Origin of the sequence: Limnohabitans sp. JirII-29 (genome assembly GCF_003063395.1) — a bacterium.
Classification (GTDB): Bacteria; Pseudomonadota; Gammaproteobacteria; order Burkholderiales; family Burkholderiaceae_C; genus Limnohabitans.
The window spans coordinates 1-21886 of record NZ_NESB01000016.1 but is presented as its reverse complement, the minus strand read 5'-3'; the positions used below and the strand labels follow the sequence as shown (position 1 = coordinate 21886).

Annotated in this window: 15 protein-coding genes and 3 tRNA genes; 4 read left to right on the top strand and 14 right to left on the bottom strand. The window is 54.4% G+C overall.

Annotated elements, in window-relative coordinates:
• The 10 genes from B9Z39_RS16750 to folC all read right to left on the bottom strand — a co-directional run.
• Positions 1 to 4930 (bottom strand): VCBS domain-containing protein (locus B9Z39_RS16750; protein WP_158269525.1); only part of this gene is annotated, 4930 nt, incomplete at its 3' end.
• Between the two features lie 1595 nt (positions 4931 to 6525).
• Positions 6526 to 6602: transfer RNA gene (locus tag B9Z39_RS16740), tRNA-Asp, on the bottom strand.
• A 58-nt stretch (positions 6603 to 6660) separates the two neighbouring features.
• Positions 6661 to 6736: transfer RNA gene (locus B9Z39_RS16735), tRNA-Glu, on the bottom strand.
• A 35-nt stretch (positions 6737 to 6771) separates the two neighbouring features.
• Positions 6772 to 6847: transfer RNA gene (locus B9Z39_RS16730), tRNA-Ala, on the bottom strand.
• A gap of 34 nt (positions 6848 to 6881) precedes the next feature.
• Positions 6882 to 8267, bottom strand: a complete 1386-nt coding sequence (gltX, locus tag B9Z39_RS16725) for a glutamate--tRNA ligase (RefSeq protein WP_108302726.1) — start codon at positions 8265 to 8267, stop codon at positions 6882 to 6884.
• 13 nt (positions 8268 to 8280) lie between these two features.
• Positions 8281 to 9492, bottom strand: a complete 1212-nt coding sequence (locus B9Z39_RS16720) for an O-succinylhomoserine sulfhydrylase (protein ID WP_108302724.1) — start codon at positions 9490 to 9492, stop codon at positions 8281 to 8283.
• 4 nt (positions 9493 to 9496) lie between these two features.
• Complete coding sequence (purF, locus tag B9Z39_RS16715) at positions 9497 to 11011, bottom strand: amidophosphoribosyltransferase (protein ID WP_108302722.1); 1515 nt, start codon at positions 11009 to 11011, stop codon at positions 9497 to 9499.
• 15 nt (positions 11012 to 11026) lie between these two features.
• Positions 11027 to 11521 (bottom strand): CvpA family protein, encoded by a 495-nt coding sequence (locus tag B9Z39_RS16710; protein ID WP_100148214.1) that lies wholly within the window; start codon positions 11519 to 11521, stop codon positions 11027 to 11029.
• A gap of 7 nt (positions 11522 to 11528) precedes the next feature.
• A complete protein-coding gene (locus B9Z39_RS16705; protein WP_108302720.1) occupies positions 11529 to 12212 on the bottom strand; it encodes an SPOR domain-containing protein in 684 nt (227 codons plus the stop codon).
• Between the two features lie 10 nt (positions 12213 to 12222).
• Complete coding sequence (gene folC, locus B9Z39_RS16700; RefSeq protein WP_233249056.1) at positions 12223 to 13530, bottom strand: bifunctional tetrahydrofolate synthase/dihydrofolate synthase; 1308 nt, start codon at positions 13528 to 13530, stop codon at positions 12223 to 12225.
• Between the two features lie 57 nt (positions 13531 to 13587).
• Between folC and B9Z39_RS16695 the strand changes: the two genes are divergently transcribed.
• The 4 genes from B9Z39_RS16695 to argG all read left to right on the top strand — a co-directional run bounded on the left by B9Z39_RS16695 (position 13588) and on the right by argG (position 16376).
• A complete protein-coding gene (locus tag B9Z39_RS16695) occupies positions 13588 to 13947 on the top strand; it encodes an arsenate reductase (protein WP_100148217.1) in 360 nt (119 codons plus the stop codon).
• A 76-nt stretch (positions 13948 to 14023) separates the two neighbouring features.
• The gene (locus B9Z39_RS16690) at positions 14024 to 14569 is read left to right on the top strand and encodes a glycine zipper 2TM domain-containing protein (protein ID WP_108302732.1); all 546 of its coding nucleotides are present in this window, start codon (positions 14024 to 14026) and stop codon (positions 14567 to 14569) included.
• A gap of 127 nt (positions 14570 to 14696) precedes the next feature.
• Entirely contained in the window at positions 14697 to 15014 is a 318-nt protein-coding gene (locus B9Z39_RS16685; protein WP_108302716.1) for a pyrimidine/purine nucleoside phosphorylase, read from the top strand.
• Between the two features lie 21 nt (positions 15015 to 15035).
• Positions 15036 to 16376, top strand: a complete 1341-nt coding sequence (gene argG, locus B9Z39_RS16680; protein ID WP_100148220.1) for an argininosuccinate synthase — start codon at positions 15036 to 15038, stop codon at positions 16374 to 16376.
• 10 nt (positions 16377 to 16386) lie between these two features.
• Here the strand turns inward: argG and B9Z39_RS16675 are convergent, their stop codons facing one another.
• Genes B9Z39_RS16675 through B9Z39_RS16660 form a run of 4 tightly spaced genes read right to left on the bottom strand, consistent with a single transcriptional unit; the run spans position 16387 to position 21836 of the window.
• Positions 16387 to 16866 carry a toxin-activating lysine-acyltransferase gene (locus tag B9Z39_RS16675; RefSeq protein WP_100148221.1) on the bottom strand — a complete coding sequence of 160 codons (480 nt, stop codon included), beginning with the start codon at positions 16864 to 16866 and terminating at the stop codon, positions 16387 to 16389.
• Positions 16867 to 16880: 14 nt separating this feature from the next.
• Entirely contained in the window at positions 16881 to 18299 is a 1419-nt protein-coding gene (locus B9Z39_RS16670; protein ID WP_108302714.1) for a TolC family outer membrane protein, read from the bottom strand.
• Complete coding sequence (locus B9Z39_RS16665; protein ID WP_108302712.1) at positions 18289 to 19620, bottom strand: HlyD family type I secretion periplasmic adaptor subunit; 1332 nt, start codon at positions 19618 to 19620, stop codon at positions 18289 to 18291. Before B9Z39_RS16665 ends, B9Z39_RS16670 begins: the two co-directional genes overlap by 11 nt.
• On the bottom strand, positions 19617 to 21836 hold the full coding sequence (locus B9Z39_RS16660; protein ID WP_233249055.1) for a type I secretion system permease/ATPase: 2220 nt from the start codon (positions 21834 to 21836) through the stop codon (positions 19617 to 19619). Before B9Z39_RS16660 ends, B9Z39_RS16665 begins: the two co-directional genes overlap by 4 nt.
• Positions 21837 to 21886 lie beyond the last annotated feature (50 nt).

Sequence of the window (21886 nt, the reverse complement as noted above, 5' to 3'; positions counted from 1 at the left end):
CGTAGGTCCCCACTTTTTGCAGGTCATAGTTCACGCTGTTGACCGTGTAGCTCCCGCTCGTGCTCCCCGTCACCCCATAGCTCAGCGTCGCGCTCTCCGCATCGCTCGCGCTCAAGGTCCCCGTCACATTCGCAAACGTGTCCGCTGCCGCCGTGTCCACCAGGCTGATCGCGCTCGGCCCCACCACCACCGGCGTGTCGTTCACAGGCGTTATGTCAATAGATACAGAATCAGAGGCTATTGAAAAAGAAAGTCCGTTGCTTGTATCAACGTAACTACCTGCATCGCCTGAAGTTTGATCCCAAGCTTTAAAAGTTAATGCATCTGTCAACGCACCATTGAAATTTTCTTCGGGAGTAAAGTGAATTCGTGTATTCGTATCTGCTTTAAGTAAAAGTGCATGGGTGCTGCTGACAGATTGAGCAACATGCCATGTCGTACCACCATCTAAGGTGTATTGCAAAGTACCGTGACTGCTAATGCCTGTTATGGCGATGCCCGTGAGTGCATCAGCATCTGCGTCTTGCACGTTTCCAGCCAAACTAACTAAATCGGAAACCAAACTGCTTGTACCTGTCGTTCCATCAATAGGACTAGGGTCATCTTCAAGGATGGTGGGCAACGCAACTTCAAGGTTTGAATTTAAAACTGGAGGATTGTTGATTGACGAAACAAGAGTTTGCAAATTTGCAAGAGAAGAAAGGTCCTCACCATTTGAAAGAGCGCTAGAAATTGCTGACTGGATAGCTGCCAATTTGGCATCCGTTACACCAGAAAGGCCTAATAACTTGAGCTGATCAACGCTTGGTTGGCCATCAAAAATCGCCTCTGCCGCACTCGCCAAGACCTGCAACTCCGCCGCCGTGTCCACCTCCGTTTGCGCTTTTGCGTCCACCACGTCGTTGAGCAAGCTCGTGCTCTTAGCACCCAAACCCTCCACCCCCAACAAGCCGTATTGCGCTGTCGTCACGCTCACGTTGTCATCGCTCGCGTCTGCATCCGCTCCCGCCAACACCAACTTGTACGCATCCACCAGCGCCTGCACTTCTGCCGTCGTGTCCACGCTCGTTGCACTCACCCCTGTCGTGTTGAGCACGCTGTTGATCGCTTTGAGGTTGTCCGCCGTCACCCCACTCACCCCAGCCGCCCCATACACCTCCACCCCAGGACTGCTGTCGCTTGCGCTGTTGCTTGTCGCCGCTTCGCTCAACGTGCTCAGCGCACTTGCCGCCGCACTTGCCGCTGCACTCACCACCGACTGCAGCGCGCTCAGGCTACTCACCCCTGAGCCATCGTCTGCCGTGTTCGCTATCGCCGCTTGCACTGCCGCCAGGTTGTCTGCTGTCACCCCGCTCACACCCAGCGCTTGCAGTTGGGCCAGGCTCGGCCCGCTTGTCCCACCTGCTGCCGCAATCACCGCCTCTGCCGCACTCGCCAAGACCTGCAACTCCGCCGCCGTGTCCACCTCCGTTTGCGCTTTTGCGTCCACCACGTCGTTGAGCAAGCTCGTGCTCTTAGCACCCAAACCCTCCACCCCCAACAAGCCGTATTGCGCTGTCGTCACGCTCACGTTGTCATCGCTCGCGTCTGCATCCGCTCCCGCCAACACCAACTTGTACGCATCCACCAGCGCCTGCACTTCTGCCGTCGTGTCCACGCTCGTTGCACTCACCCCTGTCGTGTTGAGCACGCTGTTGATCGCTTTGAGGTTGTCCGCCGTCACCCCACTCACCCCAGCCGCCCCATACACCTCCACCCCAGGACTGCTGTCGCTTGCGCTGTTGCTTGTCGCCGCTTCGCTCAACGTGCTCAGCGCAGTTACTTTTACCTCGTCAACTCCGTTGATAGTGACGGTGATGACTTGGCGGGTGCCATCTAAAGTCATGACTGTGAAGCTGTCGCTCAGGGTCTGACCGTCACTCAAGGCGTTGACAGTGACATTGGTGTTGTCCAGCGTATAGGTCCAGACACCCCCGGATGTCATGGTGTAAGTACCGTACCCCGCTGTGCTGATGGTCGCCGTGCCTACTGTTTGAAAAGTATTGGGCGTATTGTCAGCATCGGTGTCCGTCAATGTGCCGGTTGCCGTCGACATCAAGCTGTCTTTGGTCACAGTGCCAGCGCTTGTGCCACTGACCACTGCCGTGTCGTTCGTACCGGTCATCGTCACCGTGATCACTTGACTGGTGCCATCGACCGTTGCTACCGTGAAGCTGTCGGTGTAGGTCTGGCCGCCCACGAACTCGTTGTGTGCGCTGTTAGCGGTGTAGGTCCACTGACCATCAGTACCGATGCTGAACTGGCCGTAGCCGTTGTTACCGGCTACGCCTGTTTGCGCGACGAAGGCGGCGCTGCTGTCCACATCCGTCGCGCTGAGGGTGCCGGTTGTTGAGAGCGATGCTGCTGCATTCGTCTCGGTCAAGCTGGCTGTGCTGGTACCGGTGATGACCGCCGCATCGTTGCTGCCGGTCATGCTGACGGTAATGACTTGGCTGGTGCCATCTGCGGTAGCCACCGTGAAGCTGTCGGTGTAGGTCTGACCACCCACAAATTCGTTGTGCGCGCTGTTGGCGGTGTAGGTCCAGGCGCCGTCGGTGCCAATGCTGAACTGGCCGTAGCCGTTGTTACCCGCCACATTGCTCTGAGCAACGATCAGCACATTTCCATTTAAATCAGAAGCAGTAACTGCGCCACTGGTACTCAAGGACGCTGCATTGTTTGATTCCGTCAAACTCGCATTGCTCGTGCCCGAAAAAACTACTGTTTCATTGCTGCCCGTCATGCTCACCGTAATGACCTGTGTCGTGCCATCGGCCGTGGCCACCGTTAAGCTGTCGGTGTAGGTCTGACCACCCACAAACTCGTTGTGTGCGCTGTTGGCCGTGTAGGTCCAGGCACCGTCAGCACCGATGCTGAACTGGCCGTAGCCGTTGTTACCCGACACATTGCTCTGGGCAACGAAGGCTGCACTGCTGTCCACATCGGTGGCGCTCAACGTACCTGTAGTTGAGAGCGAGGCTGCTGCATTGGTTTCCGTCAGGCTAGCGGTACTGGTTCCAGTGATGACGGCTGCATCATTCGAACCCGTCATGCTGACTGTGATCACTTGGCTGGTGCCATCTGCGGTGGCCACCGTGAAGCTGTCGGTATAGGTCTGGCCACCCACAAACTCGTTGTGCGCGCTGTTGGCGGTGTACGTCCAAGCGCCGTTGGTGCCAATGCTGAACTGGCCGTACCCGTTGTTGCCAGCTACGCCTGTTTGAGCGACGAAGGCTGCGCTGCTGTCCACGTCGGTGGCGCTCAACGTACTTGTAGTTGAGAGCGAGGCTGCTGCATTGGTCTCGGTCAAACTCGCCGTGCTGGTGCCTGTGATGACTGCCGCGTCGTTGCTGCCCGTCATACTGACGGTGACGACCTGCGTCGTGCCATCGGCAGTCGTCACCGTGAAACTGTCGGTGTAGGTCTGTCCACCCACGAACTCGTTGTGTGCGCTGTTGGCGGTGTAGGTCCACTGACCGTCAGTACCGATGCTGAATTGACCATAGCTGTTGTTACCGGCTACGCCTGTTTGAGCGACAAACAATGCACTGCTGTCCACATCCGTCGCGCTGAGGGTGCCGGTTGTTGAGAGCGATGCTGCTGCATTGGTCTCGGTCAAGCTTGCTGTACTGGTACCGGTGATCACCGCAGCATCGTTGCTGCCGGTCATGCTGACTGTGATGACCTGCGTCGTGCCATCGGCTGTCGCCACTGTGAAGCTGTCGGTGTAGGTCTGTCCACCCACGAACTCGTTGTGTGCGCTGTTGGCGGTGTACGTCCACTGACCGTCAGTACCGATGCTGAACTGGCCATGACCGTTGCTGCCCGCCACATTGCTCTGGGCGACGAAGGCCGCGCTGCTGTCCACGTCGGTGGCGCTAAGGGTGCCGGTTGTTGAGAGCGATGCTGCTGCGTTTGTTTCCGTCAAGCTGGCTGTGCTGGTGCCTGTGATCACTGCTGCGTCGTTGCTGCCGGTCATACTGACCGTGATGACCTGCGTTGTTCCGTCTGCGGTGGCTACCGTGAAGCTGTCGGTGTAAGTCTGACCACCCACAAACTCATTGTGTGCGCTGTTAGCGGTGTACGTCCAAGCGCCGTCAGTACCGATGCTGAACTGGCCGTAGCCGTTGCTGCCAGCTACGCCTGTTTGCGCCACAAAGGCTGCGCTGCTGTCCACGTCCGTGGCGCTGAGCGTGCCAGTTGTTGAGAGCGAGGCTGCTGCGTTTGTTTCCGTCAGGCTGGCGGTACTGGTGCCTGTGATCACTGCTGCGTCGTTCGAACCCGTCATACTGACGGTGATGACCTGCGTCGTGCCATCGGCTGTTGCCACCGTGAAGCTGTCGGTGTAGGTCTGTCCACCCACAAACTCGTTGTGCGCGCTGTTAGCGGTGTAGGTCCAGGCGCCGTTTGTGCCAATGCTGAACTGACCGTAGCCGTTGCTGCCGGCTACCCCTGTTTGCGCCACGAAGGCTGCGCTGCTGTCGACATCAGTCGCAGACAACGAACCCGTTGTACTCAAAGAGGATGGACTGTTGGTCTCGGTCAAACTTGCCGTGCTGGTTCCAGTAATGACGGCTGCATCATTCGAACCCGTCATGCTGACGGTGATGACTTGACTGGTTCCGTCTGCGGTGGCTACCGTGAAGCTGTCGGTGTAAGTCTGACCACCCACAAACTCGTTGTGCGCGCTGTTGGCGGTGTAGGTCCAAACACCATCTGTGCCAATGCTGAATTGACCGTAGCCATTGCTGCCCGCCACCGCTGTCTGAGCAACAAACAACGCGCTGCTGTCTATATCCGTCGCGCTCAAGCTACCGCTTGTAGAGAGCAATGCCGCACTGTCTGTTTCCGTCAAGCTGGCTGTGCTTGTGCCGCTGATTTGGGCGGGCAAGCTTGTCAATCCTGTCGTAGACGTAAGCACTGTGCCTGCTTGTTTAGCGCTAAGTTGTCCGCTTTCAACCGCTGAACGTACGGCATCGATCACGTCATTTTTTGAGCTGCCAGTAAGAAACGTGTCCCCAGAGCTGTTGGTCGTGGTATCGGCCAGCCGCGTTGCCAGATCGTTTGTATTGATGTCTGGGTTGTTTTTTCTGATCCACGACAAAATGCTCAAGGCCACGCCGTATGTGTTTGCATTAGCATTTGGCAAACCATCCACATTGATGACAGGGATCACATCTGAAGTCAGGATGTTGCCGCCCCCTAGATAAAGCTCACCGACGGATGTGTTGTAGTCATTGATTTTCGAAGCGTTTGGGACCGTGATTGAACTGTCTGTGCTCGCCCCCGCTTGCACGGCAGCGAGATTGGTCAGCGCAGTGATGTTGGCAATCAATGAAGCGTCGGTGAGGTTGGCGACAGCCATCAACGTCGGAAGCGTTGTCTCCTGTGTTGTGGCCTCATCCATGTATGTTGGGTTCGTGCTGTTGGCTGCATTGACGTCATAAGCCTTTAAGACAATCGCACCTCTGTAGCTACTATTCAATGTCAATGAATAAGTGCCTGCGCTTGTGGCCTTGGTACTGCCCAAGCTGTTGCCATTGGCATCAAAGGCCTCCACAGTCAAATCGCTATTGCCTGTAGATTTCACCGGGCCAGCATAGATAGCACCGTTGATCGTGGCAGCAACCAAAGTCACACCGCCCCCGCCTCCGCCTGAACCTCCAACAGCTAGTGCAGCGCCTATTCCCGCAGCAGCGCTACCGACGGAGCCACCTATACCCGCAACTGCGGCTAAAGAACTTACTTCAGGGGTTTCAGTCACACCCTTTGCTGATGCTGCTGCATCGGACTCTATGACGTTGAGATTAGCGATCTCCGCTCGGCCAGATTGCCATGGCACAGACATGGCGTTGTTTAGTATTTCTGGATCAGTGTGCGAATAAATGACAACGTGGTTGGATTCGAGGGTCCCAGTGTCTGTCAGATAGATTGACGGCTCCAACTCGATGGCCGTCTCGGTTTTCGTCGTCGTAGATAACGCCTCTGGCTTGGGGACGAAAAAATCTGTCAACTCAACAACGACCACACCTGCAAGTTCAACTTGTAAGGTTCGCCCCTTTTTGTGAATTTTTTGCCCTTTCACCAGAACACCAGTAACAGGATCTACTAGCAGATAAATCTGGTTCGGTTTCGCATTGACGTTCAAAGGCTGTCTAGGGTGAACGCCGAGCTCAATTTCAGCCAACGTCTGGGGTGCATCGGAACCCTTGCGGCCTTGGTTTACACCCCCAGCAGGCAACGCCTGAAGCAAATACCTCGCCATTTGAATACCTTATGGTTACATTCGAATCACAGTCGAGATGATAGTATTAATTTTGTATTTTTTATCGAAAAATAATCCTTAAATGTCAATTTGAGCCGTATTTTTTATCATTTTTTCAAAATAATCGCTTCGGAATAACAAAAATAGTCTGCGAGAGTAGGCGTAAAAAGTAAGTGCTCAAAAAAAAACGCACCCGAAGGTGCGTTTTTTACTTATAAAAATGGCGGAGTGGACGGGACTCGAACCCGCGACCCCCGGCGTGACAGGCCGGTATTCTAACCAACTGAACTACCACTCCGCGTGGTTGCAACGTTTGCTTTGCTGCTTGTGACAGCAAAACCAAGTGTTGCAAAACTTGGCGACCCTACGGGGATTCGAACCCCGGTACTCACCGTGAAAGGGTGATGTCCTAGGCCTCTAGACGATAGGGTCATAACCTGTGGACTAAACCAACTCGACGTCCTGTTTGGTGGAGGTAAGCGGGATCGAACCGCTGACCTCTTGCATGCCATGCAAGCGCTCTCCCAGCTGAGCTATACCCCCATCGGGTGTCGAGACCAAGAGTATAACCAAATTTTCAGCGCTTATTCAATCTCTGCAAAACTTTTTCGCGTGTACACAGCGCAAGCACGGCATCAAGAGACGGGGTTTGTGGCGTGCCCATCACCAACACACGCACAGGCATGGCCAGCTGAGGCATTTTCAAACCTGTAGCAGCCAACACTTCTTTGATGGCTGCGCTGATCGCCTCTTTGGTCCACGTGCAAGTGGCTAACTTCTCAACCAGCAACCCCAAAGCAGGCTCAACGGCAGGGGTAATATGTTGCGCCAAATCTTCGGGCTTAGGTGACACCTCGCCGTAAAAGGCAGCGACCCAATCGGCCAAGGCCACGGTGGTGTCGCAACGATCTTTGAGCAGGCCACATAAAGCCGGCAAACGCTCATCGGTGCTGATGCTGCGTTTGGCCAGTTGCGCTTGCACCAAAGGAGCCAACGTTTCATCGGCCATGGCTTTGAGGTGCTGGGCATTGACCCAACGCAATTTGGCTTCGTCAAATTGCGCAGCACTGCGACCCAGGTGGTCTAGATTAAACCATTCCAAGAATTGGGCCCGACTGAAAATTTCATCATCACCGTGGCTCCATCCCAAGCGAGCCAAGTAATTCACCATGGCGTCGGGCAAATAGCCCTCGTCACGGTATTGGGTTACAGCCTTGGCGCCATTGCGCTTGCTCATCTTCTCACCCAGCTCATTGAGCACGGTAGGCAAGTGAGCGTACACCGGAGGTTCTTTGCCCAGGGCTTTGAAGATGTTGATTTGACGTGGGGTGTTGTTGACATGATCATCACCCCGAATCACATGAGTGATGGCCATGTCGATGTCATCGACGACCACGCAAAAGTTGTAGGTGGGCGTGCCGTCTGGGCGAGCGATCACCAAGTCGTCCAACTCATCGTTGCTGATTTCGATACGGCCTTTGACCTTGTCGTCCCAAGCCACCACACCACCATGCGGATTCTTGAAGCGCAACACAGGCTGCACGCCAGCAGGGATAGGGGGCAGAGTCTTACCTGGTTCAGGGCGCCAAGTGCCGTCATAGCGCGGTTTTTCCTTGTTGGCCATTTGGTGTTCACGCAAAGCATCCAACTCGGCCACGCTCATGTAACAGGGATACACATGTCCTGCAGCTTGCAACTGAGCCAACACTTCTTTGTAGCGGTCCATGCGCTGCATTTGGTAGAACGGACCTTCGTCATGGTCGAGCCCTAGCCAAGCCATGCCCTCGATGATCACGTCGACCGAAGCCTGGGTGGATCGCTCAAGGTCTGTGTCTTCAATACGCAAAATGAAGTCACCCCCTGTGGCGCGTGCAAACGCCCACGGATAGAGTGCCGAGCGGATATTGCCCAAGTGGATAAAGCCCGTGGGAGACGGGGCAAAGCGGGTGCGAATTTTGGTCATGCGTCGGCTGAAATTAAAGGGTATCCAGACCGCGCAGCAAGTCGGTCTTCAAATCGTCCAAATGCTCTAGGCCGACAGCCACGCGGATCAAGCCTTGGCCAATGCCTGCGGCTTGTCGTTGGTCTTCGGAAAGCTTGCCGTGCGACGTACTGGCTGGATGGGTGAGCAATGTTTTGGTGTCTCCCAAGTTGGTACACAAGGAAAGCACACGCAAACTGTCGAGGACATGGAAGGCCTGCGTACGGGCTGCCTGCGGGTCTTGAGCTTTGACATCGAACGAAAACACTGCACCACCCATGCCCGACATTTGCTTCATTGCTAAGCTGTGCTGGGGGTGGCTGGCCAAGCCGGGGTAATACACGCGTGCGACGCGCGGGTGTTGCTCTAGCCACAGCGCCAATTCGTGGGCACGCCCACTTTGCGCACGCATACGGATGTCGAGCGTCTCCAAACCTTTGAGTACCACCCAAGCGTTGAAAGGCGACAGCACCATGCCACCGTTTTTCATCACGGGCAAAAACTTTTCTTTGACCAGTTTTTCACTAGCGCACAAAGCGCCAGCCATGACGCGCCCTTGGCCATCCAAGTACTTGGTGCCCGAGTGCATGACGATGTCGGCGCCCATGCCCATGGGGCGCTGCAAGATGGGCGTTGCAAAGCAGTTGTCCACGGCCAGCAAAGCGCCAGAGTTGTGAGCCAAATCAGCCAGGGCGGCAATATCGCACACCTCGGTCAAGGGGTTGGTGGGTGTCTCAGCAAACAAGATTTTTGTATTGGGACGGATAGCGGCTTTCCAGGCCGCCAAATCTGTCTGCGCGACCATGGTCGACTCAACACCAAAACGGGCAAATTCAGACCCAATCAATTTGATCGTAGAACCAAACATCGACTGCGAATACAGCACATGATCACCTGCCTTGAGCAGGCTGAACAACATCAACATCACCGAAGACATGCCCGACGAGGTGGCCAACGCAGCCTCACTTCCTTCGAGTGCTGCCAAACGCATTTCAAAACTGCTGACCGTCGGGTTGCCTGAACGACCATAGGTATAACCGTCTTCTTCGCCCGCAAAGCGCCGTGCAGAAGCTTCGGCCGAAGGCTGCACATAGCCGCTGGTGAGGTACAGGGCTTCGGAGTTTTCACCATACTGGCTGCGGTCTACCGCCGCACGAACAGCGAGGGTGTCAATGTGTAAGTTGTCAGGTAAGGGGTGTTGGCTCATAGGGTCACTCCGAGGCGTTGGGCAAAGCCAGACGCGAGTTGTCTTCCGCGCCTTCTTCTTGTCCCACGCGTTTTTCGTTCAAACGTGCAATGTCTTGCGATGAGATATCACCTGTGACATACACGCCATCAAAACACGAAGCATCAAACCCGTCGAGCTTGGGTGCCCCTGGGGCTGCAGCGCTCAGCACGGCTTGCTTCATCGCCTCGACGTCTTGGTAAATCAGGGCATCGCAACCAATCAACTCACGCACCTCGTCAATGGTACGGTTGTGCGCCACCAACTCTTCGGGCGTTGGCATGTCGATGCCATACACATTAGGAAAGCGCACCGGTGGTGCAGCACTGGCCATGTAGACCTTGCGCGCGCCGGCGTCGCGTGCCATTTGCACAATCTCCCGGCTGGTCGTGCCGCGCACGATCGAGTCGTCGACCAGCAGCACATTGCGGCCTTTGAATTCGCTGGCAATGACGTTGAGCTTTTGGCGTACCGATTTCTTGCGCACGCCCTGGCCCGGCATGATGAAGGTGCGGCCCACGTAACGGTTTTTCACAAAACCTTCGCGATAAGGCACGCCCAACAAATGCGCAAGCTGTGTGGCGCTGGGACGGCTGGACTCTGGGATTGGAATGATCACATCAATGTCATTGGGCGGTACTGTAGACACCACCCGCTTGGCCAAGGTCTCACCCAAATTCAAACGTGCTTGGTACACAGAGATACCGTCCAAGGTGGAGTCAGGACGAGCCAAATACACAAACTCAAAAATGCAGGGCTTGAGTTGGGGGGCATGAGCGCATTGCTCGAAGTGGGTTTGCCCATCGTCGGAGATAAATACGGCCTCGCCCGGTGCCAGATCGCGCTCCAGCTGGTGACCCGTACCTTCCAAAGCCACGGACTCGCTGGCGACCATGACCGTGCCATCTTTGCCACGGCCAATGCACAGAGGACGTATGCCAAACGGATCACGAAATGCCAACACACCATGACCTGCAATCAAAGCGATCACTGCGTAAGAACCTTTGATACGGCGATGCACGCGGCGCACAGCCTCAAACACATCATTAGCAGCCAAGGGCAAACCACGGGTGGTTTTTTCAAGCTCGTGGGCCAATACGTTGAGTAACACCTCTGAATCGCTCTCGGTGTTGATATGGCGGTGATCTTGCGAGAACAACTCTGCTTTCAACGCATGGGCATTGGTCAAATTACCGTTGTGCACCAACACCAAACCAAACGGCGCATTGACATAAAACGGTTGCGCTTCTTCCTCGCTGTAAGCATTGCCTGCGGTCGGATAGCGCACTTGACCCAAGCCATTGTTGCCCGGCAACGCGCGCATGTTGCGAGTGCGAAACACATCACGCACCATGCCTTTGGCTTTGTGCATGAAGAATTTACGGTCCAGTTGTGTGACGATGCCTGCGGCATCTTGACCCCGATGCTGCAAGAGCAACAAGGCGTCATAAATCAACTGGTTCACAGGTGCGTTGCTGACAACGCCGACGATTCCACACATATTTCAGGCCCACATTCAGGGTAAAAATTTTCCGAAATCCACCGGTAAAACCGGCTTCAACATATGCAAGAGCTGCTGCAACCACTGTGCACCTTGTGCATGCTGCCAAGCTTCGGTGTCACGCAGCGGCGTCATCCCCACCACGACCGTAACAGCCAAGAGCAATACCAAACCGCGCAAAAGGCCAAACACGCTCCCGAGCAATCGATCCAGAGGCCCCAGTCCTACCGCAGAGATCAGCTTCTTCACCAGTGCGCTCACCAGCACTGTGGCAACTAGAACCGCCACAAACACCGAGACAAAACCTGCGGCATAACGCAACATTTGGCTGCTGCCAGACATGGGCAACCAAGCAGCAGTAGAAGGTGCATACATCTGAGCAACGTAAAACGCAACCACCCAACCGGCCAGCGATAAGACCTCTTGCACCAAGCCTCGCCATAAGCCAATCAGAAAAGATAAGCCCAGCACGGCAAGCAGAATCCAGTCCACAGCCGAGAAATTCAACATGCGCAGATCACAAGGTCAAGACAGCTGGCTGCAACTGCAACTGCTTGATCTTGCTAGCCGCCTTATCGGCCTCGTCACGGCTGGTAAAAGGCCCCACGCGAACACGCGTGCGCTTGCCTTCTTTGGTATCGGCCACATGGGTGTAGGTTTTAAAACCAGCTTTCTCTAACTTCAGCCGAACATCGCGTGCTTTGGCTTCGTCAGAAAAGGCACCCACTTGCACCACAAAACGAGGCGCGCTGTCCTTGCTTTCAGAAGCTGTCACTTTTGCCGGGGCAGGCTCTGCTTTGGGTTCGGGTTTTGCTTCCACCTTGACATCAGATTTAGCCTCGGACACCTTGGAATCTGGTTTCGCGTCAGGCTTAGCCGAAGCCACCACCTCTTCTTTTGGACCTAGTCCTGATCCTGCTGCCAAAGGTACTTGTTTAGTGGGTGCGGGTACAGCAGCCAAGGGCTTGCTGTTCGCACGATCTGGGATATCAACAGCGATGTCCACTGACACGGGACGCGGCTGTGTGTCAAACAACAAGGGAAAACCCACCACAGCCAAGAGCACCAACACCGAGGCACCAATCAAGCGGTGACGCGCACGACGGCGCAAAGCCTCCACACTTTGGGCCGGTGCATTGCTGAAATTACCCTGGGCGTCGCCTTCGGCTTGACCGGGCAATCGAAACTTGAAAAATGCCATGAACGGGGTCTCAGGAACTCAAATGTGGGGCATCTAAACGGGGAGTTCCGTCCTTTAAAACACCCCCGACCGTGAAGAACGATCCGAAGACCACAATTCTATCAGCGGGGTCAGCCGCCGCCACAGCCGCTTGCAACGCTGATTGAGGATCTGTGTAAGTGCCCGCTTGCACATCAGCCCTCGTATTTACTGCCTTCCATTGCGCATACAATTCTTGTGCACGCGCAGCACGCGGGGTTGGCAAATCACAAAAATACCAACGATCTACCAAAGCCCCCACCCGACTCAGCATGGGTGCCACGTCTTTGTCTGCCATGGCGCCAAACACGGCGTGGGTGGTGGGATAAAAGCCCATCGCATCCAGGTTTTCTGTCAGCGCGGCTACCGCATGCGGGTTGTGAGCAACATCGAGTACCAAAGCAGGCTGTCCTGGGACAATTTGAAACCGCCCCGGCAGCTCCACCATCGCCAAGCCATTACGTATCGCCTGCGCAGTCACAGGAATGCGACTACGCAAAGCTTGGAGCGCCGACAGCACGCCACTGGCATTCACCAACTGGTTGGCTCCGCGCAAGGCTGGATAAGCCAAACCGCTATAGCGCCGCCCTCGCCCTGCCCAGCCCCACTGCTGCTTGTCACCAGTGAAATTAAAGTCTTTTCCAAAGGTCCACAGATCTGCGCCGACTTCCACCGCGTGATCCAACACACTTTGAGGTGGCATCGGGTCGCTCACGATCACCGGACGACCAGTGCGCATGATGCCGGCCTTCTCGCGGCCAATGCTCTCACGGTCTGTGCCCAACCAGTCCATGTGATCCAGGTCGATGCTGGTGATGACCGCACAGTCCGTGTCAATCACGTTGACCGCATCCAAACGCCCCCCCAAACCCACTTCCAAAATCGCGACTTCCAAATTGGAGGTAGCCATCAAACTCAAAATCGCCAAAGTCGTGAACTCAAAATACGTCAATGAGACCACCCCATCAGGCCCAGCGCTCAAACGTGCCTGTTCCACCCGTTCGAAGTGCGGTGATAAATCGTTGGGCTGCACTGTCTCGCCGTGAATACGGCAACGCTCCTGAAAGTGGACCAAATGCGGCGAGGTGTACACCCCCGTGCGGTAACCAGCCTGCAACAAACAAGCTTCCAACATAGCGCAGGTCGAGCCCTTGCCGTTGGTCCCGGCGACGGTGATCACCGGGCAATCAAAATGCAAAGCCATGCGCTCAACCACCGTACGCACACGGTCCAAGCCCATTTCGATGTTGTGGGGGTGCAAACGCTCGCAGTGTTCGAGCCAACTGTCCAATGAATTCATAGGTTGAATTGTCGCCCACAGCTTGGGGGACATCGCTTTGCGGCATCATTCACCCTTATGACATCTACAGCTCTGACTATTTACGGCATTCCCAATTGCGACAGCGTTAAAAAAGCGCGTGTCTGGCTCAGTGAGCGCGGCATTGACCACACCTTCCACGACTTCAAAAAACAAGGCGTTCCCCCCGAGGCGCTTGATTTCTGGCTTTCGCAGGTGGGATGGGAAACCCTCCTCAACCGCAAAGGCACCACATGGCGCAAACTTGATCCGGCCCTGCAAGCCAGCGTGCATGACAGCCAAAGCGCGCGCCAAGTCATGCTGGCACACGCAAGCGCCATCAAACGTCCGGTCTGCGTATTCAAAAACCATGTGATCGTGGGCGTCAACCCTGAGGCATGGCAAAACGTTTTAGCTTGAAGTTTTACCGTTGCTTTACAGACCGTCTGTGAGCAAAGACTAAACTTCTGTCATGTCACAAATCAAGGGACAACCTATGAAAAAAATCCACATTCAAACCGCGCTACTGGGCAGCTTGTTGGCCATGCTGAGCGCAGCCAGCCTGTCCGTACAAGCACAAGAAGTGGGTCGCGTCATCTCAAGCACGCCCATCATCCAGCAGGTGGCCGTACCACGCCAAGTCTGCAACAACGAACAAGTGGTGACCCAGGGCCAAAAGTCGGGTGCTGGTGCAGCCATGGGTGCTATTGCCGGTGGTGCCATTGGCAATAGCATGGGTCAAGGCTCAGGCCGTGCCGCAGCCACCATGCTGGGGCTGTTTGGCGGAGCCATCTTGGGCGACAAAGTTGAAGGTGCAGGCACGCCTGAAGTTCGCAACGTACAGAACTGCACCCAGCAAATGTTCTACGAAAACCGCACCATGGCCTACAACGTGGTCTATGAATTTGCTGGCAAGCAATACACCGTACAAATGCCTAGCGATCCGGGCCCTACCGTGCGTTTGCAAATCACGCCCATGGCCCCCGCGCCAACACAACACTACGGCAATGTGCCGCCTCCCGGCTCGGCCCCCCGCTATTGAGCAGTGGTTCAGCCCTCAACAAAAAGCCGCTTCATAGCGGCTTTTTTGTTTGCCTGCCCGAGTTGACGACCCGACCAAGGCGCGTCCTTTAAAATCAACGGTTTTGTATCTTTCACACCGCAGCACCATGACCACAGAAAAAATCGACAGCGTCAGCGTCACCACCAAAGCCAATGTGTACTTTGACGGCAAATGTGTGAGCCACGGCCTGACCCTGAGCAACGGCACCAAGCTGTCTGTGGGCGTCATCTTGCCCGCCACCTTGACCTTCAACACCGGTGCGCCAGAAATCATGGAATGCGTGGCTGGCTACTGCGAATACAAAATCGACGGCAGCAACGACTGGGTCAAATCCAGCGCAGGTGAAAAATTCAGCATTCCAGGCAACTCGAAATTTGACATCCGTGTCACCGAGCCCTACCACTACATCTGCCACTTCGGTTAATCAACCGCCGATCGGAACCCCATGAGCACCATTCTTCAAAACTTGCCCAAAGGGCAAAAAGTTGGCATCGCCTTCTCAGGCGGTTTGGACACCAGCGCCGCCTTGTTGTGGATGAAGCAAAAAGGCGCCCTGCCCTATGCCTACACCGCCAACCTTGGACAGCCAGATGAGTCTGACTACAACGAAATTCCACGCAAAGCCATGGAATACGGTGCAGAAAAAGCGCGTCTGATCGACTGCCGAACACAACTGGCACACGAAGGCATTGCAGCCATCCAGTGCGGTGCGTTTCACATCAGCACCGGTGGCATCACCTATTTCAACACCACCCCGCTGGGTCGCGCCGTCACAGGCACCATGCTGGTGTCCGCCATGAAAGAAGACGACGTCAACATCTGGGGCGATGGCTCCACTTACAAAGGCAACGACATTGAGCGCTTCTACCGCTACGGCCTGTTAACCAACCCCAGCCTGCGCATCTACAAGCCTTGGCTGGATCAACTCTTCATTGATGAACTTGGTGGCCGCGCCGAAATGAGCGCCTTCATGACAGCCAATGGCTTTGGCTACAAGATGAGCGCCGAAAAAGCCTACTCCACCGACAGCAACATGCTGGGCGCGACCCACGAAGCCAAAGACCTAGAGCACCTCAACAGCGGCATCAAAATCGTCAACCCCATCATGGGCGTGCCCTTCTGGCGCGAAGACTGCGACGTCAAAGCCGAGCAAGTAAGTGTTCGTTTTGAAGAAGGCCAACCCGTGGCACTCAACGGCCAGACCTTTGAGTCGCCAGTTGACTTGTTCTTAAAAGCCAATGAAATTGGTGGTCGCCACGGCTTGGGCATGAGCGACCAAATTGAAAACCGCATCATTGAAGCCAAGAGCCGCGGCATCTACGAAGCCCCCGGCATGGCCCTGCTGCACATCGCCTACGAACGCTTGGTGACAGGCATCCACAACGAAGATACCATCGAGCAATACCGCATCAATGGTTTGCGTTTGGGCCGTTTGTTATACCAAGGCCGCTGGTTTGACCCACAAGCCATCATGCTGCGCGAAACCGCACAGCGCTGGGTGGCACGCGCCGTCACCGGGGAGGTCACCCTTGAGCTGCGCCGTGGCAACGACTACAGCTTGCTCAATACCGAAAGCCCCAACCTCACCTATAAGCCCGAACGTTTGAGCATGGAAAAGGTGGAAGGTGCCTTCACCCCACTTGACCGCATTGGCCAGCTGACCATGCGCAATCTGGACATTGTGGACACCCGCGCCAAGCTAGGCATCTATGCCCATACGGGTTTGCTGTCACTGGGTACGGGCTCAGACTTCTTAAGCCTGTCGAACGATCAAAAGAACGATTGAGGCCAAGGACTCAGCTTGTGTGAAACGCAGGCCAGACCTGCGTTTTAAGCCGCCCCGCCTCTCCCAGTGCGAGTTGGTGAATGTCTTGCCCGGCAAAGACAGACTCACGCAAATCTTTCATCACCTCTTGCGCACCGCCAAACGGAGCGCATAAATCAATCAGCCAAATTTGATCGCCGGATTGCCAATCAGCAGGTGTGAGTTGGTATGGCGGTGCTTGGTAGCGTGCAGCCACCCCATCAGACAAACGCGCCCAAGACACGTAAGCGATTGGCGCGCTTTCTCGCATGAACAACTTGGCTTGATCGAGCACCAAAGCAGGCATCACACGCCACTCCAACTCACTCAACAGCGTGTGACGGGTTGCGCTTTGTTGCATCATCAGCCAACTCACAGCACCCAGCAGTGGGATTTTTTTCATCACGCGGTGTGCTTGCTCTTTGGCGTAACGCGCCAGATCTTGCACTTGAGAGTTCTCTTGCGTTTCCATGTGTGGCATCACTTTTAGTTGGATTGAACAAGCTGCGTAGCAGCAGTAGCAGGGACCATCATTCGCTCTAGCACAAGCAAATCCTCTGCAGTCAAAGAGCCCGTTGCAGCTTTGAGTTTGAGCCCCTGCATCACAGCATCCACACGTGCTTTGCTCAAATCCCGCAAAGTGGTGTAGAGCTGCTGCTCGGCATTGAGCACATCGGGGTTGATGCGCGTGCCAATTTGGAAACCAATTTTGTTGGACTCCACCGCATTTCGACCGGCCACCACAGCGGCTTCCAAAGCCTCAACTTGCGCCTGACCATTGACCACGCCAGCAAAAGCTTGTCGGACTTGACTGCTGGCGTTGCGTTGTGCCCCGGTTAAATCGTCTTTGGCCTTTTCAGCCAAAGCAACCGACTCACGTACCTTGGACTGTGTTGCACCGCCAGAGAACAAGGGAATGGTGAGTTGCAGACCCGTTTGGTGCGAATTCACACGTGTAGACAAATCAGCAGGTGAGCTCAACGTTCCTGAACTAAAGCTCGCAGATCGATTCGCCAAAATATCCAACGTAGGTGCGTGCGCCGACATGCTTTTAGACACCTCTTGCCTCGCAACCTGCAAGGCAGCCTGTTGAATTCTGACTTGAGGGCTGTCTGCGGCTGCGACCGTGAGCCAATCCGTTAGTTCATGCGGATGAATGGAAGGCAAACTTTGGGTCATGTGCATCACCGTCAAGGGCATGAACTCACCCACCACCCGCTCTAGCTCTGATTGTTTGGTCGTCAAGTCGTTCAACGAAGTGACACGTTGCGCCAAACTCAGCGCTTGCTTCGCCTTAGCTTCGTGAACATCGGTGATCGTTCCCATCCCTACTTCAAAGGTGCGTTCAGCCAAGATCAACTGCTCATTCACAGCAGCAAGCTGGGCATCCGCTACTTGGATATTTTGCATGGCGACTTGAACATCGAAATAGGCTTGCGCTGCACGAACAATCAGATCCTGTTCCGCCAGAGCCAACTGCTCTTTCGCCTGTTCAACTTGCGCATTCGCCTGCGCAACGTTGGCCCAATTACCCCAGCGAATGAGTGGCTGCGTGAGCTGCGTGGTCCAATTCCAAATGCGGATATCGCGTGAGACAGAGGGAACACCAGAATAGGCATCGCCAGAAAATACACCTTCTCCAATCTGGTGATTTCTGTTTGCCACCACATTCACACTAGGCAGCAAGCCTGCAATGGACTGCGGTAGTTTTTCAAGCGCCGCGTCATATGACTTTCTCGCCGCAGCATATTGAGAGTCGTTAATTCTTGCCTTTTGATAGACATCCATCAAAGTTTGCGCTTGAGACGGCAGGGATCCTAAAAGCGCGCCAAGTAACCAGCCCACAGGAGATGGACCGACGCACCGCCATAAAGACATCGAGTCTTGAACGAAGTCATCTTTCACGCAAGGCCTCCTGTTTGTAGCGCAACATCGGGGCCAGCAAATACTCGATCATGCGACGTTCATCGGTACGGATATCCGCTGTGACATTCATACCGGCGGTCACAATGCCTTTGCGACCATTCACTGCATTGGGTGTATCGGTCTGAGCCAACTTGATTCGAACCGGGTAAACCAACCCCAGCTTCGGGTCTTGAACCGCATCTGTGCCGACCCACAAAACCTCACCCTCAATGTAGCCATAACGCGTGAAGTCATAAGTCTCAACCTTGTTGATCACACGTTGCCCGACACGCAAATGACCAATGTCGCGGTTCATCACCTGAGCTTCGAGCTCAAGCGGAGAGTTCTCAGGCACGATGGTCAACAAAGGCTGCGCCGATGTCACAACACCGCCCACAGTGGTCACCGCCAATTGCTGTACGACACCATCAATCGGCGCACGCAGGGTCTGCTGTGTCCAACGTTGATTGGCTTTGATGAGTTCTTGTTGGGCTGCGTCACGCTTTTTCATCGCTTCCACCAGCTCGGTACTGGTTCTCGCTCTGAACTCGGCTACCGCTTGCGCCCGCTGCTCGAAAGCGGCCTGGTAGTTAGCTAAAGACTCGCTCAAGCGGTTCCCCTGTACTGACAAATCTTTCTCAGCGTTGATCAACTCAAGTTTGGCGTCAATCACACTCGTCTGAGCTATGTGCCCCGTTTTGGCTAAATCCTCACGCATTTGGTACTTCTGCTGGATCAACGGCAAACTGTTGCGCAGCTGGGTGATGTTGCTTTGTATGGCATCGGCATCCGCTCGACGCTTGCTCAAATCCGCATCCAACACGGCCAACTTGGCGCGTTGCTCGGACAAACGTCCATCCAACATAGCCGATTGATTATTTGATATCTCAACAGGCATATCCTTGGATGCGACAAAACGAGGTAGCCCTTCTAGCTGAGCTTTGCTACGAAGCACATCGGCTTGGGCCTCCCAATACTCACGCTGCACGCGATCCCGATCTGCGCCAGTGGTGGTTGGATCCAGCTCAAGCAACACATCCCCCGTGTGAACGCTCTGCCCGTCACGCACTAAAACTGCACGGACCAAGCCAGGCTCCAAAGGTTGTACCACCTTACTCTTTCCGGAAGGAATGATCCGACCTTGCGCCGACACCACGATATCCATCTTGGAAAAACAAGCAAACAAAAGGCTCAACGCCGCCATAGCGCAGATCCCCAATGAAACCATGCGCAGCACATACCCTGGAGGCTGCAATTGCATGACCAAAGCGGCTGTGGTGAAAGGGTTATGAAGTTTTTCTACTGTCTGAGATTTTTTCATGCGGCCACTCCTTCGAGCTCCAACACTTGATGCGCTTGATACAAAGACGCATACCGTCCTCCCTGTTTCATCAGGCTGCTGTGCTGACCCATTTCAATCAACCGTCCGCCTTCCAAGACCAAAACTCGATGCGCCAAACGCAGAGTCGACAAACGATGCGCCACGATGAACACCGTACGCCCCTGGGCAATAGCGGCCATGTTGTCGTGAATCAATCGTTCACTCTCGTAGTCCAATGAAGCGGTGGCTTCGTCTAATAGCAGCAGCTTTGGGTTGGAAGCCAATGCACGCGCAATGGCAATGCGAGCGCGCTGCCCGCCACTGAGTTTGCTGCCTCTCTCACCAATGACCGTGTCATAACCTTCAGGCAATTGCAAAATAAACTCATGTGCACCTGCCAATTGCGCCGCATACATCACAGCTTTCAAATTCAAGCTGGCATCGGTCAGTGCAATGTTGTCTCGAACGCTGCGATTGAACAGCAACGTGTCTTGTCCCACAACGCCTATTTGACGGCGCAACCACGAGGTATCAACCAAGTTCAAGTCGACACCATCGATCAAAATTCGTCCCCTCTCAGGGACATACAAGCGCTGAACCAGGCGCATCAAGGTAGTCTTACCAGCGCCAGAAATCCCAACAATTCCAATCACTTCACCGGGTTCGACTTCAAAGCTCAAATCGTTCAAGACCTCAGGTGCTTTAGCGCTGTAGCGAAATCCAACGTGTTCAAACGTCACGCGGCCTTGTAGATCTGGTGGTGTTGATCGATTGGCTTTGAATGCAGGCTCAGGTGGTGCATCCATGATGTCGGCCAAGCGCTTGATGCTGACTTTCATCTGTGTGAAGTCCTGCCAGAGAGAAGACAACTTCAAAATTGGCGCGTTGACCCGACCGCTGAGCATGTTGAACGCAATCAAACCACCCACCGTCAAGTCACCGTCAATGACCAAACGTGCTCCCAGCCACAGCAAAGCAACCGTCAACAACTTGCTCGTCATGTTGATGAATTGATTGGTCACCTGACCCAAGTGGCCTCCTTCAAACGAGGTGTGTACATAGCTCGACAAGCGTCTTTCCCACTCTCTCTGCCATTGCGGTTCAACCGCATGGCTTTTAAGAGTTTCCATCGATGTCACTGTCTCCACCAGATAAGCTTGGTTGTCTGCACCTAACGAAAACTTATCTTCCAATTTTTTACGCAAGAGCGGTGTAATGACCACTGAAGCGCCAAAAAATACGGGTAACGCTGCAAGCACGACCAGTGTCAAGGTCACGCTGTAATAAAACATCACAGCCAAATAGACGATGGCAAACAACAAATCCAGCCAACTCGTCAAAGCTTGTCCTGTCAGAAAATTGCGCGCATTGTCCAACTCACGAACGCGCGCCACCGTATCTCCACTGCGCCGGCTCTCAAAGTACGACAAGGGCAAATGCAAAAGGTGTTTGAATAATTTACTACCCAACTCCACATCTACCCGATTGGTGGTGTGACTGAGTAAATAATGACGCATGGCGCCCAATGCGACTTCAAAGATACTGACCCCGAGCAAAGCAATCACCATCACATCCAACGTAGACAAAGTGCGATTGGTCAGCACCTTGTCAATCACGACTTGAAATATCAACGGTGTAATCAGCGCAATGATCTGAACAAACAAAGATGCGAGTAAAACTTCGGCCATCAAAGATTTGTACTTTTTCAAAGAAGTCCAAAACCAGGCAACGCCAAAATTTTCTTGGGGTGCACCGCTATTTCCCTGGGTCTGATTTGAGTGCTTAGCCGCAGAGGTCGCATCAATCCACTCGTCGGTAAACAGTTGATCAAACTCTTCCAAACTCAGCTGTATCGGCTTAGTTTGACCCGATCTTTGTAGCACCACCACAGACTCGCCGCCGTCTGTTGTGTAGATGTTTCCAACCAACATCAAGCCTCCACCTCGGGCGGGCATCAATACAGGCCATGTGTTTGTTTGGAACTTTTTGCGCGAACCACGCTTTAAATGAGCTTGAAAACCCATAGCGTGTAATGCTTGCAAAATTTCACCCATCCCAAACGCCTTGAACTTGCCCTCTTCGTCATAACTGGCAAATTGATGCTTTAGCTGTTCTATCTCTACATGCTGCTGGTGCAAAGTGAGCGTCCAGTTATCCCATATTGAAGTTAAATCTATTTGGCCAGACGATGGTGTCCACTTAAATTTGGTGGACACCTATGCATCCCAAAACTCTCATTCGCCGCACTCACTCACTTGAATTCAAG